The organism is Bradyrhizobium sp. cir1, assembly GCF_014198245.1.
Taxonomy (GTDB): domain Bacteria; phylum Pseudomonadota; class Alphaproteobacteria; order Rhizobiales; family Xanthobacteraceae; genus Bradyrhizobium.
In genome coordinates this window covers 56241-71223 of record NZ_JACIHE010000009.1, presented here as the reverse complement: position 1 = coordinate 71223, position 14983 = coordinate 56241, and the positions used below count along the sequence as shown (strand labels likewise).

At 64.8% G+C, this 14983-nt stretch carries 12 protein-coding genes; 11 read left to right on the top strand and 1 reads right to left on the bottom strand.

From position 1 onward, the window contains the following. Positions 1 to 21 precede the first annotated feature (21 nt). Genes GGD63_RS19640 through GGD63_RS19630 form a run of 3 tightly spaced genes read left to right on the top strand, consistent with a single transcriptional unit; the run spans position 22 to position 4168 of the window. Entirely contained in the window at positions 22 to 1350 is a 1329-nt protein-coding gene (locus tag GGD63_RS19640) for an FAD-binding oxidoreductase (protein WP_183244823.1), read from the top strand. Between the two features lie 13 nt (positions 1351 to 1363). Next, on the top strand, positions 1364 to 2290 hold the full coding sequence (locus GGD63_RS19635; protein WP_183244822.1) for a glyoxylate/hydroxypyruvate reductase A: 927 nt from the start codon (positions 1364 to 1366) through the stop codon (positions 2288 to 2290). A gap of 9 nt (positions 2291 to 2299) precedes the next feature. Then, a complete protein-coding gene (locus GGD63_RS19630) occupies positions 2300 to 4168 on the top strand; it encodes an ABC transporter ATP-binding protein (RefSeq protein WP_183244821.1) in 1869 nt (622 codons plus the stop codon). A 24-nt stretch (positions 4169 to 4192) separates the two neighbouring features. On the opposite strand, the gene GGD63_RS19625 is transcribed toward GGD63_RS19630, so the two are convergent. After that, positions 4193 to 5104, bottom strand: coding sequence for a LysR family transcriptional regulator (locus tag GGD63_RS19625; protein WP_183244820.1), 912 nt, complete (start codon positions 5102 to 5104; stop codon positions 4193 to 4195). A 159-nt stretch (positions 5105 to 5263) separates the two neighbouring features. Here GGD63_RS19625 and GGD63_RS19620 point away from each other — a divergent pair, with 159 nt between their 5' ends. From GGD63_RS19620 to GGD63_RS19585, 8 genes are all read left to right on the top strand, one after another. Further along, complete coding sequence (locus GGD63_RS19620) at positions 5264 to 6229, top strand: agmatinase (RefSeq protein ID WP_183244819.1); 966 nt, start codon at positions 5264 to 5266, stop codon at positions 6227 to 6229. Positions 6230 to 6274: 45 nt separating this feature from the next. Further along, positions 6275 to 7132, top strand: coding sequence for a transporter substrate-binding domain-containing protein (locus GGD63_RS19615; RefSeq protein WP_183244818.1), 858 nt, complete (start codon positions 6275 to 6277; stop codon positions 7130 to 7132). Between the two features lie 63 nt (positions 7133 to 7195). Beyond that, entirely contained in the window at positions 7196 to 7855 is a 660-nt protein-coding gene (locus tag GGD63_RS19610) for an amino acid ABC transporter permease (protein ID WP_183244817.1), read from the top strand. A 4-nt stretch (positions 7856 to 7859) separates the two neighbouring features. Next, a complete protein-coding gene (locus tag GGD63_RS19605) occupies positions 7860 to 8579 on the top strand; it encodes an amino acid ABC transporter permease (protein WP_183244815.1) in 720 nt (239 codons plus the stop codon). Continuing rightward, positions 8579 to 9391 (top strand): amino acid ABC transporter ATP-binding protein, encoded by an 813-nt coding sequence (locus GGD63_RS19600; RefSeq protein ID WP_183244814.1) that lies wholly within the window; start codon positions 8579 to 8581, stop codon positions 9389 to 9391. Before GGD63_RS19605 ends, GGD63_RS19600 begins: the two co-directional genes overlap by 1 nt. 4 nt (positions 9392 to 9395) lie before the next feature. Beyond that, positions 9396 to 10364, top strand: a complete 969-nt coding sequence (locus GGD63_RS19595) for an arginase family protein (protein WP_183244812.1) — start codon at positions 9396 to 9398, stop codon at positions 10362 to 10364. 411 nt (positions 10365 to 10775) lie between these two features. Further along, on the top strand, positions 10776 to 11291 hold the full coding sequence (locus tag GGD63_RS19590; RefSeq protein WP_183244811.1) for a hypothetical protein: 516 nt from the start codon (positions 10776 to 10778) through the stop codon (positions 11289 to 11291). Between the two features lie 314 nt (positions 11292 to 11605). Then, positions 11606 to 14980, top strand: a complete 3375-nt coding sequence (locus GGD63_RS19585) for an adenylate/guanylate cyclase domain-containing protein (protein ID WP_183244810.1) — start codon at positions 11606 to 11608, stop codon at positions 14978 to 14980. The last annotated feature ends 3 nt before the right edge of the window (positions 14981 to 14983 follow it).

Sequence of the window (14983 nt, the reverse complement as noted above, 5' to 3'; positions counted from 1 at the left end):
AATGAATGCCAGGAGTGCCCCATGTCCCCGCCGCTCAACCGTATAAATAGCGACGAACGCCTGCCGGCGCAGGTGGACGTCGTCGTCATCGGCGGCGGCGTGATCGGCGTGTCCGCGGCCTATCATCTGGCGAAGAAGGGCCATTCCGTCGCCCTCGTCGAGAAGGGTCATGTCGGCGGCGAGCAGTCGAGCCGCAATTGGGGCTGGTGCCGCCAGCAGGGCCGCGCACGTGAGGAAATCCCGCTTGCCCGCGAGGCGCTGCGGCTGTGGGAGGACATGCAGAACGACGCCGGCGTCGATGCCGGCTTCCGCCGCACCGGCGTATTGTTCCTCACCAAGAGCAAGGACGAGCTGGCCGGCTGGGAGCGCTGGGCCGCGATCGCGCGCGAGCAGCAGGTCCACTCCACCGTGCTGACGCCGGCCGAGGTCGCCGAGCGCATGCCGGGCAATGCCGACAAATGGGTCGGCGGCCTGCACACGCCGAGCGATGGCCGCGCCGAGCCGTCGATGGCCGTGCCCGCGCTCGCCACCGCCGCGCGCAAGCACGGCGTGACCATTCATCAGGGCTGCGCCGCGCGCGGGCTGGAAACGACCGGCGGCCGGGTCAGCGCCGTCGTCACCGAGAAGGGCACCATTCGCACCCAGTCCGTGCTGCTGTCGGGCGGCGCATGGTCATCGCTGTTCTGCCGCCGTCACGGCATCGAGCTGCCGATCGGCCTCGTCAATGCCACCGCATGCCGGACCACGCCGGCGCCGGAGATCACCTTGGGCGCGCTCGGCACCGACTTCTACTGCATCCGCCGCCGCCTCGACGGCGGCTTCACGCTGGCGCTGCGCAACCGCGGCACGGTCGAGCTGTCGCCCGATCTGCTGCGGTACGCCTGGACGTTCTGGCCGACCTATTTGCATCGCCGCAACGGATTGAAGATGTCGTTCGGCAAGTCGTTCTTCGACCAGCTCATGCGCGGCACGAATTGGAGTTTTGATAAGCCGTCGCCGTTCGAGACCGAGCGTGTACGTGATCCCGCGCCCGACATGTCGCTGGTCAATTCGGCGCTGGCAGCGCTGATCAAGTCCAACCCCGAGCTCAAGGACATCGAGGTTGCGGAAGCCTGGGGCGGCACGATCGACTGCACGCCGGACACCATTCCCGTGATCTCGCCGGTCGATGCGCTGCCGGGCTTCTTCCTCGCGACCGGCTTCTCCGGCCATGGCTTTGGCATTGGCCCGGCGGCCGGCAAGCTCGCCGCCGATATCGTGACCGGCTCGACGCCGCTGGTCGATCCTGCGGCCTACAGCCACAAGCGCATGATCGACGGTCGCCGGCTCGCGCCGGTCAGCCCGTTTTGAGGATGCGCGTGACATGACGGTTCTCTACAAGGCCAACGTGGCGCGCGGCGCGGAGTGGGCTCGCTTCTTCGCGGAGCGCGCGCCCGACATGCCGTTCCGGCTCTGGCCCGACATCGGCGATCCCGCGCAGGTGCGCTATCTCGTGACCTGGGTGCCCCCTGATAACATCGCGGCGACGTTCCCCAATCTCGAGCTGGTCTTCTCGGTCGGTGCCGGCGTCGATCAGTTCGACATCACCAAGTTGCCGCCGCATGTTCCGCTGGTCCGCATGATGGAGCCCGGCATCACCGATCGCATGGTCGAATATGCCTGCATGTCGGTGCTGGCGCTGCATCGCGATCTCGTGCAGTTCATCGCCCAGCAGCGCGATCAAGTCTGGCGCGAGCTTCCGGCGACGTACACGAGCGAGCGGCGTGTCGGCGTGATGGGCCTCGGCCTGCTCGGTCAGGCCGTGCTCGAACGGCTCAAATCGTTCGGTTTCTCTCTGCTCGGCTGGAACCGCTCGCCGCGCGAGATCGACGGCGTCACCTGTTATGCGGGCGCGGACGCCTTGCCGGATTTCCTGGGGCAGACCGACATTCTGGTCTGTCTGCTGCCGCTGACCTCGGAGACGCGCGGCATCCTCAACGCAAAAATGTTCGCGCGCCTGCCGCGTGGGGCGCGGCTGCTCAATGTCGGGCGGGGCGGGCATCTGGTCGAGGCTGATCTCATCGCGGCGCTGGACAGCGGGGGGCTGTCGGCTGCCGTGCTCGACGTCTCCGAGCCCGAGCCGCTGCCTGCAGGCCATCCGTTCTGGAGCCATCCGCGCATTCTCCTGACGCCGCACATCGCCAGCACGACGAAGCCGGAAACGGCGGTCGATTACGTGCTCGATACCATCGCGCGTCACCGCCGCGGCGAGGCCTTGCCGGGACGTGTCGACCGTGATCGCGGCTACTAGGGTTTTCGCATGAGCATCGGCGCAAACGCATCCGACCAGATCGTTGCCGAGGCGCAGGCGCCGGTGCTGTCGATTGCCGGGCTGACCACGTCTTTCATGCTCGAGCGGCAGTGGGTTCCCGTCGTCCGCAACGTCTCGTTCGACATCGCGCCCCGGGAAACCGTGGCGATCGTGGGCGAGTCCGGTTCGGGCAAGAGCGTCACTGCGCTCTCGATCATGCGGCTCGTCCCGAAGGAGATCGGCCGGATCGAGGGCCGCGTCACGCTTGCCGGCCGCGACCTGCTGTCGCTGCCGGAAGCGAGCATGACGGATATTCGTGGCAACGACGTCGCCATGATCTTCCAGGAGCCGATGACGAGCCTCAATCCCGTGCTCACGATCGGCTTCCAGATCGCGGAAGCGCTGATCCAGCATCGCGGCCTGTCGCGCGCGGCGGCGGAGGCCGAGACCATCCGCCTGCTCGACCGCGTCCGCATCCCGGCGGCGAAGTCGCGCTTCCACGAGCATCCGCACCGCTTCTCCGGCGGCATGCGCCAGCGCGTGATGATCGCGATGGCGCTGGCCTGCAAGCCGAAGCTCCTGATCGCGGACGAGCCGACCACCGCGCTCGACGTCACCATCCAGGCCCAGATCCTCGAATTGCTGAAGGAGCTTCAGCAGGAGCAGGGGATGTCGATCCTCTTCATCACCCACGACATGGGCGTGGTCGCCGAGATCGCGGACCGCACGGTGGTGATGTATGGCGGGCAGGCGGTGGAGACGGATGCCACCTCGCGCATCTTCGCAGCCCCCGCGCATCCCTACACCCGCGCGCTGCTCGCCGCCGTGCCGCGCCTCGGCTCGATGGACGGACGTCGGCGGCCGATGCGTTTTCCCATCGTCGACAAGGTGACGGGCACTTCGGACGAGCCGATCGAGACGCCCGATACGGTCTCGACCGCCGAGCGGCCGCTGCTCGAAGTTGCCAATCTCACGACGCGCTTTCCGATCCGCTCGGGCTTGTTCGGAAAAGTTTCGGGCCGCGTCCACGCGGTCGAGAACGTCTCCTTCACCTTGCGCGCCGGCGAGACGCTGGCGCTGGTCGGCGAATCCGGCTGCGGCAAGTCGACGACGGGCCGCTCGATCCTGAAGCTGACGGAGCCCGACAGCGGCACGGTCCTGATCGACGGCAAGGACGTGCTCGCCATGAACGGCCACACCTTGCGCGATTTTCGCAAGCACATGCAGATCGTGTTCCAGGATCCGTTCGCGAGCCTCAATCCGCGCATGTCGGTGGGCACGGCGATTGCGGCTCCGCTGCTCGCCAACGGGCTCGCCACGGCTGCACAGGCCCGCGACAAGGTTGCCGACCTGCTCGTGCGTGTTGGTCTCTCCGCCGACATGGCCGCGCGTTTCCCGCATGAATTCTCCGGCGGTCAGCGCCAGCGCGTCTGCATTGCGCGTGCGCTCGCGCTCGGGCCGAAGCTGATCGTCGCGGACGAGGCGGTGTCCGCGCTCGACGTCTCGGTCAAGGCGCAGGTCGTCAATTTGATGCTCGACCTCCAGGCCAGCATGGGCCTCGCCTATCTCTTCATCTCCCACGACATCGCGGTGGTGGAGCGGATGAGCCACCGCGTCGCGGTGATGTATCTCGGCGAGATCGTCGAGATGGGCCCGCGCGCTTCCGTGTTCGGCAATCCGCAGCATCCCTATACGAAAAAGCTGATGGCCGCCGTGCCGGTGCCAGACCCCTCGCGTCGCGGCACGAAGCGCGAGGCCTCCAACGACGAGATCAGAAGCCCGGTGCGCGCGCCGGATTACCAGCCGCCTCGCCGGCAGTATCGCGAAGCGTCGCCCGGCCACGTCGTGCAGGTCTGGGATGGGGGTGAATGGTCCTGAAAGAAGACGACAGAGCGCGACGCCTCAGCTCGCGCTCTGTGGATCGGTCAGTAATCTGGTCAGCAGCCGGCCGCTCGGCGGCAGGGGACGATTGATCGCCGAGATCAGCGAGAACTGGGTCGTGTAGCGGAACGCCTCGGCGCCCGCGACCTCCGCTAATTGATGGATCGGTCTCAGCATCTCGACATAATGTGTCGGCAGGAAGCCGACGAAGCCGCCGCCGACCAGCATTGTCGCGACCGCCTCCAGCCCGAAGGCGACGGCATGTTGCTTGATGTGAAGCCGTCGCGCGAGATTTTGCGTGCGTCGATCGTTTGTCCGCGTCACCAGAACCACGCCGTCGCGCAAGTCGTCGAGCGCAAGCGGCCTGGCGGCCGCCGTGTAGAGCCGGAACTCCTCGGTGAACAGCGAGACGTATTCGAGCTTGCTGTTGATGGCGGGCTGGCCGCTGATCGCAAGATGCAGTCGCCGCTCCAGCACGTCCTCGACGAGCGCGCCCGGCAGGCCGATCGCAACGTTCAGGGTGACGTCGGGGGCGGCGGCGCGAAACCGGGCCAGCGTGCCCGCTAACCGGCACTGCGGATTGGACAGGCAGTTGTCGGCGATGCCGATCTTCAGTTCGCCCGAGAGGATGTTCCTGGCCAGATTGAGCTCGTGATGCACCATTTCGAGCGCGTCGCAGGCCACGATGCTGGCGAGCAGGGCCCGGTGGCCGAAATCGGTCAGCTCGAACCCGGAAGGGCCGCGAAAGCACAGCCTGCTGCCGAGGCGCGTTTCCAGCGCGAGCAGATGCCGGCTGATGGTCGATCGCTCCATCCCGAGCTGGGCCTCCGCCGCGGTTAGCCCGCCCGCTTCGGCGACGGCGCGGAAGATGCGCAGCAATCTGAGATCGCTCTCGGTGAGCGGCGGAACGGGCGCCGGTGGGACGTGCTTCATGTTGCGGTTCCTGCAAGCATGGTTTCGGGAAACGTCATTCCGCCCGCCGTCCGGTCCGCGTTACCGTCGCTGAACATCCGGGCAATGCGCAGACCGATCGCCCGGCGGCCAGATGCCGATTTGTTCGGCAAGACCAACCTGCTGTGATCTGGAGGACGTATGGCTTTGCCCCTGACGGTGCCGCCTTCTCTCAAGCACCAGAGCCTGCTCTGGTCGCCAATCTGCACCGATCTCGACGCTCTCGACGCACACATTGCCATCCTCGGCATTCCCTACGGCAGCGCCTACGATGCCGCCGCGATCACCAACGACCAGTCGAAGGCACCCGATGCCGTCCGTTCGGTCACCGATCGCATCTGTCGCAGCCTGGAGCGCTACGATTTCGACGTCGGTGGCCCGATCTACGGCGGACGCGCTTTGAAAGTGGTCGATGTCGGCAACGTGCCTGCCGACATGACCGATCTCCGCAGCCACTCTGCTCGGGCCGAACAAGCGGTAAGCAAGATCCTTGCCGCCGGCGCCATGCCCATCACGATCGGCGGCGACCATGGCATTCCGATCCCGATCCTGCGCGCCTTCAAGGGCCACGGCCCGATCACACTGGTTCAGGTCGATGCCCATATCGACTGGCGCGACGAGGTGAATGGCGTTCGCGACGGCCTCTCGAGTCCGATCCGGCGGGCCTCCGAGATGCCCCATATCGGCGAGATCTTTCAGATCGGCATTCGCTCGTCGGGCAGCGCGCGGCCCGAAGAGGTCGAGGCGGCGGCAGCCTACGGCTCCAACATCATCCCGGCCTTCGAGGTGCACGACAAGGGCATGGAGTCGGTGCTCGAGCGGATTCCGGAGGGCGGCCAGTATTACATCACGATCGACGCCGATGGCCTCGATCCCAGCGTGATGCCTGCCGTCGAGGGGCCGGCGCCGGGCGGCCTCACCTTCCATCAAGTCCGCAAACTCATCCATGGCCTCGTGCGCAAGGGGCGCGTGGTCGGCATGGACGTCGTGGAGATCACGCCATCCATCGACGTCAACATGATCACCTGCATCACGGTCGGCCGCCTGATCGTGAATCTGATCGGCGCGGCGGTGAGGGCGAATTATTTCGACGCGCCGCCCGCCTGAGGCGCCGGCATGCTTTGCGACCACAGACAAATAGAGGGATCAGCCATGCGGAAGACCAATCGCACGATATTCGGCATCCTGGCCGGCACTGCCTGCCTCGCGCTGGTCGTGAGCCGGCCAGCCTTCGCCGAGACGACGCTGGGCAAGATCAAGCGAACCGGCGAATTGACGGTCGGCACGGAGGCTGCCTTTCCGCCGTTCGAATTCGTCAAGGACGGCAAGATCATCGGCTATGGATCCGACATCCTCGCCGAGGTGGTCAAGGGGCTCGGTGTCAAGAAGCTGAACCAGCTCGATCTGCCCTGGCAGGGCATCCTGCCGGGTGTGCTGGCCGGCAAGTTCGATTTTGTCGCCACCACGGTCGGCATCAATGCGGAGCGCGCCAAGCGTTACGCCTACACCATGCCGATCGCCGACGGTTTGCCTTACGCCATGAAGCGCAAGGGCGACAAGATCGCCAAGGTGGAAGACCTCAACGGCAAGGTGGTCGCAACCCAGTTGGCCTCGTCGACCGAACCGGTTGCGCGTGCGCTCGATGCCAGGCTGAAGGCCGCGGGCGGCACGGGCTTCAAGGAGCTGAAGCTCTTCACCGCCTACCCCGAGAGCTACGTGGCGCTTGCGAATGGCGAGGTCGACGCCGTGCTCCAGCCGCTGCCGAGTCTTGCTGCGCTGGTCAAGGACAAGTCCGACGTCTTCGAGCTGATGGCGCCGATCCCTCAGGACGGCGTACACCCCTATCTCGCCTGGGTGACGCGGCCTGACGACAAGGATCTGCGCGACGCCATTTCCGGGGTGATCCGCAAGATGCGCGACGACGGACGCCTCGCGGCGCTTCAGAAGAAGTGGTTCGGCTTCGAGATGACGATCCCGGACAAGGACTATCTGCCGCCCGGGGCCATGTAGCCGGCGCGACGACCAAAGGGTAACGGCGGGACCAGGCATCTTCCGACAGGAAAGGCCCGTATCATGGGCTTCAAGCTCGATTATCTGTTGTCGATCCTGCCCCGTCTGATCAGCGCTGCGGCCGTGAACCTGCGGCTGGCGGTCATCATCATGCTGCTGGCTCTTGTGCTCGGCACCGCGTTGACGATCGTCCGTTCCCGGAAGATCGCCGCCGTCAATGCGTGCATCGCCGTCGTCATCAGTTTCGTGCGTGGCACGCCGCTCCTGATCCAGATCTTCATCGCCTATTACGTGCTTCCGGCGGTCGGTCTCGACCTCTCGCCCGAAGTGGCCGGCGTCTCGGCCATCGCCTTCAACAGCATGGTGTTCGTCAGCGAGAGCATGCGCGGCGGCCTTGCCACCATCGACGCTGGTCAGATCGAGGCCTCGACGGCGCTCGGACTGCCGCCGCATGCCATCTGGCTCAAGGTCGTGCTGCCCCAGCTGTTCCGGCGCATCGTGCCGGTGCTGATCAACGAGGCGACGATCGTCGTGAAGGGCACCGCGCTTCTGTCGGTCATCACCGTCGTCGACGTGCTACGCACGTCGCAGCAGATCGCGAGCTCCAGCTATCGGCCGTTCGAGACCATGATCGGTTCGGCGCTCGTGTTCCTCGTCATCAATCTCGCCATCAGCCTGTCCGGCAGGCTGGCGGAGAGACGCTTCGCCGCGGCACGAGCCTAGCGCGATGCACTTCGATCCCGCCATACTGGTCGACTATTGGCCGCTGCTCCTGCAAGGTGCGTGGCTGACCCTCCAGGTGTCGGTTGCAGCCCTGCTGCTGGGCTATGCCGCGGGAATTGCGGTCGCCTTGATCGCGCTGACGCCGGGCTGGCTGCCGCGGCTCGTCGCCGGCTTCTATGTCGAGATCCTGCGCAACATTCCCTTCATCATCATTCTCTTTGTCGTCTATTACGGCCTGCCGTTTTGGGGCATCCGGCTGCCGGCGACCCTGGTCGGGACCGTGGCACTCGCGCTGTTCGCCAGCGCCTATTATGCCGAGATCGTGCGTGCTGCGATTCTCGCCTTGCCGCGCGGCCAGTTCGAAAGCGCGCGCGCCATCGGCATGTCGCCGGCGAACGCGATGTGGCATGTGGTGGCGCCGCAGATCCTGCGCGCCCTGGTGCCGCCGTCCACGAACATGACGCTGACCATGATGAAGGAGTCGGCCGTCCTGTCCTCCATCACGGTGCCGGAGCTCACCTATCAGAGCCTCGTGGTGCAGGGAAACACCTTCGCTCCCTTCGAGGTGTTTGCGGCCGTGGCCTCGATCTACTGGCTGATCGCGGCCGCCATCGCGGAGGCATCGCGGCGGCTGGAACGCCGGGTCGGGGCCGTGCAGGCCGAGGCCGTGAGCCGCAACCGGATCGCCGACCGCTATCTCTCGCTGGTGGCCAGGAGGACGTGATGAGCGCTGTGCCCGTCCTCCGTGTCTCCAACCTGACCAAGCGCTTTCACGGCGTCACCACGCTCGACCAGGTGTATCTCGACGTCCATGCGGGGCAGATCGTCGCGCTGATCGGCCCGAGCGGATGCGGCAAGAGCACCCTGTTGCGCTGTCTGACCTGGCTCGAGCAACCCGACGATGGCTTCATCGAGGTGGCGGGCAAGCCGTTGGGGCGCGAATTGATGCCGGGTGGCGTGGTACGCCGCCACAGCCGCCGGCAGATCGACGCGCTGCGTCCGCAAGTCGGCATCGTCTTCCAGCAATTCCACCTCTGGCCGCACATGACGGCACTGGAAAACGTGGTTCGGCCGCAGACCGTGGTGCTCGGCCGGTCGCGGGACGAAGCGACGCGGCGCGGTGCGGAGCTGCTGATGCGGCTTGGTCTTGCCGACCGGATGGATCGCCATCCGCACGCGCTCTCCGGAGGCCAGAAGCAGCGGGTGGCCATCGCCCGCGCGCTGGCCATGGATCCGGCCCTGATGCTGTTCGACGAGCCCACCTCGGCGCTCGATCCGGAGCTGGTCGGCGAGGTGCTCGCCGTGCTGCGCACGCTCGCCGATATCGGCATGACCATGCTGGTCGTCACCCACGAAATCGGCTTTGCGGCGAGCCTCGCCGATCGCATCGCCTTCATGGACCGCGGCCGCATCCTGGAGGAGGGGCCGGCGCGCGACATCCTTGCTGCGCCGAAAGAGCCGCGCCTGCAGAGCTTTCTCGATCTGGTGCGGACGGACCATCGCATCGTCAGAACAACAGCCAACCCCACGGAGTAATGCCATGCCTCGCGTCAACCGGCCCTATGTCGGGATCCCGTCCTTCCTGCGCTCGCGGATCTGCGAGGATTTGTCCATGCTCGAGGCGGCCATTGCCGTGCTCGGTGTGCCCTTCGACGAGGGCTCGCCGTTCATGCCGGGCAGCCGCCTTGCGCCGCGCGCGCTGCGCGAGCACTCGCTGCGCTTCTACGGCAGCGGCCAGGGTTACTATGATCCGGAGACCCGGCGCGAATATCTGGTCGAGGAGATGTCGCAGGGCCTGATCGCCGACGTCGGCGATGTCGATATCCATCCGGCCAATGCACCGCGCACCTTCGAGAACATCACCGCCATGGTGCGCGGGATTCTCGATCGCGGTGCACTTCCCGTGGTGCTCGGCGGCGATCATTCGATCACCTATCCGGTGTTTCGCGCCTTCGAGGAGAAGCTGCATGTCATCCACTTCGACGCACACACGGACTACGCGCCGTTCGAGAACGACCTGACCATCACCAACAGCCATGCCTTTCGCCATATCGCCGGCATGGACAACACGCTCAGTCTGACCCAGGTCGGCATCCGTAGCCTGCGTCATTCGCCGGCGCAGGTCGAGGAGGTGATCGCCGGCGGCAACCGGATCATCCCGATGGGCGAATTCCGGCGGATCGGCGCGGAGGGGATCGCCGCTCTGCTGCCGGCCAATTCACGCGTCTATGTCAGCATCGACGTCGACGCCATGGACATGTCGCTGGTTCCGGGCTGCGTCTCGGCCGAGCCGAACGGGATGAGCTATGTCGAGCTGCGCGACAGCCTGAAGGCGATTGCCGAGCGGCACGATATCGCCGGCTTCGACTTCGTCGAGGTCAACCCGCCGCTCGATGTCGGCACCGGTGTCACCGCCTATCTCGGCGCGCTGACCGTCGTCGAATTCCTCGGCCACATCTGCGCCCAGCCGCGCTGGGCAGCCCGCCGCAGCGCCCGTCGCGCCGCTTGAAGCAGGACATCATGAATGGGAGACGCTGACGGCGCCTTTCAGCTTCGCTGCTGCGCTCCCGAGTATCGCGACAATGCAGACTTGCGCTCCGGAAATCGTGACCGGATGGAGCGACAGGAAAACAGCGATATGTGAACCGCTTCATACTCCATCACTCTCTATATGAACTACCACTCCCGCAAGAAATTGCCGCACCCGGACCTCATTGACGAACGCGGGTGAGATGCAATGCCTGCGCAGCCGCGTGCTCGCAGCTTTGGATTGGCTCCTCGTTTTGCTTACGAGCAAGCCAGCCCCATCACTCAGCACAGATCTTTCAGAAATTGGAATCAAGGGCATCGAGAAGCGCGTCCTGGCAGCCTCTATCCGGGGTCGGCCGGTAGGCTGCTACTTACTCAGAAGGAGCCCCCAATGAAGATAAGCAGCGCAATTTCCAACACCTTTTCCTTAACAAAGCACGTCGGCAGTCTTCGGATCGCCCGTTCCAGTCTGATCAAGTCGGCCCACCTTCTTGAAAGAATTGGGCTGGCAGCCGTTGGGGCCTCTTGTGGCCTCTACGTGGGTGCGACCCTGTTGCGTCAGAAAGGCGAACTGTTTGAAAGCGGCTGGATCGTGCCGATAACAATGCTCTATGGAGCTCTCAGCTACTATGTCGGTATTGATTTGTCCGGCAATCTCGCGCGGAGGCCGAAATCGAGCATCTCGGAAGAATGGAATGGTTCCGAGCCGGTTGAGATCATGAGTGCGGCTGGAACGTTCAGCGCGGCGATTGCCGCAACTCTGTCCGTCAGCATCCTTGTCCTTGATCAAAATCTGCCTAACGGCCTGATAGGCTTTGTTGCCGGCTGTTGGGTGGTTGGTTCTTCGCTTCAAGTTGCGGCGGGCACGATGGCTCGCAGCCACGATGCACCCACGAACGAGCAATGAAGGAAGTGCGCTCACTGAAAACGTCCATTTGGCGTCGTACGTGAGCGCAAGCCGCAGTGTTGGTTCGGTTCAGGTCTGGAGTGAGCGGTGACGGCTCATCGCAACCTCTGCCGTCCAACGCTGCACGCCTGCGATGTTTGGTAGCGCAGCCGTTTCGCATCGAGCAGTGTTTCGGTACGAAACCGTACGGTACCGAGTAACCTAGATTTTCGCACAACAAACAGGACGTGCCATCATGGTGGCGTTGGGATATTGTTTCCGCGCGGCCGTGGTCCAAAATTCTGCTAACCGCCAGCCAAAAGAACGGTGGAGCCATGCAGATTGCGGAGTGGCTCGAGAAGCTGGGGCTTGGGCAATACGCGGAGCGTTTTGCCCAAAATGGGATCGACGTGGGCATCCTCCCCGAACTGATGGATGAGGACTTTGACAAGCTCGGAGTCCTGCTCGGTCATCGCCGCAAGATGCTGCGTGCCATTGCCGAGCTCGATCCAGCCGCGTTGATCGCGTCGCCGGCACCTCCTCATGACGCCGAGCGGCGCCACCTCACCGTGATGTTTTGCGATCTGGTCGGCTCGACTGCGCTCTCGGCGCGTCTCGATCCCGAGGATCTGTGGGAAGTGATCCGGGCCTACCGCGCCGCATGCGCGCGCGTCATTGCCGCCTATGACGGCAGGATAGCCAGGTTCGTCGGTGACGGAATACTCGTCTATTTCGGTTATCCGCGCGCCCACGAAGATGATGCGGAGCGCGCAGTGCGAGCGGGTCTCGATATTGTCGCTGCGGTTCGCCAGCTCGAGACAGGTGCCGGCGAACGGGTTGAACTGCGGATCGCAATTGCGACCGGCCTTGTGGTGGTCGGCGACCTCATCAGCGGAGATGCATCAGAGGAGCACGCAACCATCGGCGATACACCGAACCTCGCCGCTCGGCTTCAGAGCCTGGCGGAACCGGGAGCGGTCGTCGTTGCTTCATCGACGCGCCGGCTGCTTGGCGATCTCTTCACCTTTCGCAATCTCGGCCGCCGCGAGGTCAAGGGGATCGGCGAACCCATCGCGGTCTGGGCAGTGGAAGGAGCGACCGCATCGGAGAGTCGCTTCGAGGCGGTCCGCGCCGCGCGCTCGATCGGCTTCGTCGGCCGCAAGGACGAGATCGAATTCATTCTCTCGCGCCAGCGGGAGGCATGGCAGGGCCGGGGCCAGATCGTATTGATTTCCGGCGAAGCGGGCATCGGCAAGTCGCGCATTGTGGCAACGCTGTCCGAAAGCCCCTCGTTGGGAACGCACCGTCGCGTGCGATACCAGTGTTCGCCTTACCACACCAACAGTGCGCTTCATCCCTTTGTCGCGCAGCTCGAGCGCGCCGCCGGAATCCGCTCGCACGACACGCCAGAACAAAAGCTCGACAAGCTCGAGGCCATGCTGGCGCTGGGAACCCAGCAGGTCGCCCGGGCAACACCGCTCATTGCGGCGCTGCTTTCGATTCCGACCGGCGACCATTGCCCGCCCCTCGGCGTGAGCCCGGCGCAGCAGCGGCGACAGACATTTGCCGCCCTTCTCGATCAGCTCGAGGGATTGGCGCGAGACCAGCCGCTGCTGATCATCTGCGAGGATATGCATTGGGCCGATGCCACGACACTTGAACTGTTCGATCTCGCGGTCGATCGGATCAGGGGACTGCCGATACTCGTGCTCCTGACATCCCGGCCGGAGTTCGAACCGTCCTGGTCGGGCCTTGCCAACGTCAGTCTGTTGCGGCTCGACCGGCTCGATCGGCAGGACACGCGCGCGCTGGTCGAGCAGGTGGTCGTCGGTCGCCAGCTGCCACGCGAGATGATGAAGCAGATCATCGATAAGACCGATGGCGTCCCGCTATTTGTCGAGGAGTTGACCAAGATGGTGCTGGAGTCCGGGCTGCTGGTCGAAGATGCCGGGCGCTACCGCCTGAATAGTCCGCTCCCGCCGCTTGCTATCCCTGCGACGCTGCAGGATTCGCTGATGGCGCGGCTCGACCGGCTTGCTCCGGTCAAGGAGGTGGCGCAGATAGGCGCCGCCATTGGCCGCGACTTCTCGTATGCGCTGCTGAAAACGGTGGCGGGACGCGACGATCTGACGCTGAGCGCTGCGCTGGGACAACTTGAAGAGGCCGAACTGCTGCTGCGTCGTGGGACGCCGCCCGAAGCATATTACAGTTTCAAGCACGCCCTCGTTCAGGAAGCGGCCTATGAGAGTCTGCTCAAGAGCAAACGGCAGCTGCTTCACACACGAATTGGCGATGTCCTGCGCGAGAAGTTTCCAGCCGTCGCCGAGACCGAGCCGGAAGTTCTGGCGCATCACTTCACCGAGGCGGGGCTGAGCGAGGTCGCCCTCGAATGGTGGCGCAAGGCGGGCCAGCAGGCGCTGAAGCGTTCGGCCTATTCCGAGGCGATCGCGCATCTTGGCAAGGCCATTGCGATCGCCGATCAGTTGCCTGACGAGCCCCGCTGGATGATGAGCAGGCTGCATCTTCAAATCGCATATGGCCGTGCCTTGCGGGGCAGCCTCGGCCACAGCGCTCCGGAAACGGTCGCGGCATGGACGCGTGCGCGCCAGTTCGCAGCCGGCATCGATGATCCCGTTGAACTTGCGCCGGTGCATTCGGGGCTCTTCAATGCCTGCCTGACACACGGCGAACTCGCTCCGATGCGGGAGCTGGCGGACGCCATCAGGAGCGCGGCCGATCGACGACCGGACTCGCCGGTGGCCGCCGTCGTCGCCCGTTGGACGGGCGGCGTCACCTGCTGGTTCGAAGGCGATTACGTGAATGCGAGAACGCATCTTGAGCAGGCGCTGGCGATCTATGGTGCCGAACCCGATCCCGCGACCTTCAGGGCTTCTGCGCTGGATCTGCCGTTCGTGATCATGAGATTTCTTGCCCTGGTGCTCTGGCCGCTCGGGAGCATCGCTCGTGCGCGCAAGCTTGCCGCGGAAGCGGTGGGTGCTCCGGGAGAAAAACGGGCGCTGTCCCAGGCCAATGCGCTGGTTCATCGCGCTGTGTTCGATGGGGTGTGCGGCGGCATGTTGCAGCAAACAGAGACGATCCTGGCGCTCGGTCTCGCGCGCGACCACACGATGCCGCTGTACGTGGCCGCGGGCACCTACCTGAATGGCCTCGCCAAGTGGCGTGCCGGCGACCGAATGGCCGGACTGGCGGACATGCGTCACGGCTGGACCTTCCTGCACGAGAACGATTGCTACCTCTGCGAACCGTTCTGGGGGATGCATGTTGCCCTGGCGAATGCAGAGGTGGGCGAAGTCGAGACCGGGCTGGAAATCCTGGACGAATTGATCGCCGGGACCGGACAATCCGGCCAGCATTGGCTTGATGCCGAGCTGCATCGTGTCCGCGGTAGGCTTTTATCGCGCCATGACCCTTCGGACGAATCCAGTTCCGAAGACGCCCTCAAGCGAGCGCTGGACATCGCGCGACGCCAGCAGACCAGGACTTTCGAGCTGCGCAGCGCCCTTGAACTTGCACGCCTGCACAAGGCAAATGGCCGAGCCGGTGCGATATCCGAAGTGCTCGCTCCCGTGCTCGCTGAATTCGAGGCGGAACGAAATCTTCCGGAATTCGTGGAAGCGAAAGAGCTGCTCAGGCAAGAGCATGAGGCCCGTGCCGTTTCCCCTGGATTGCCGTCTTGGGGCAGGGGATGACGG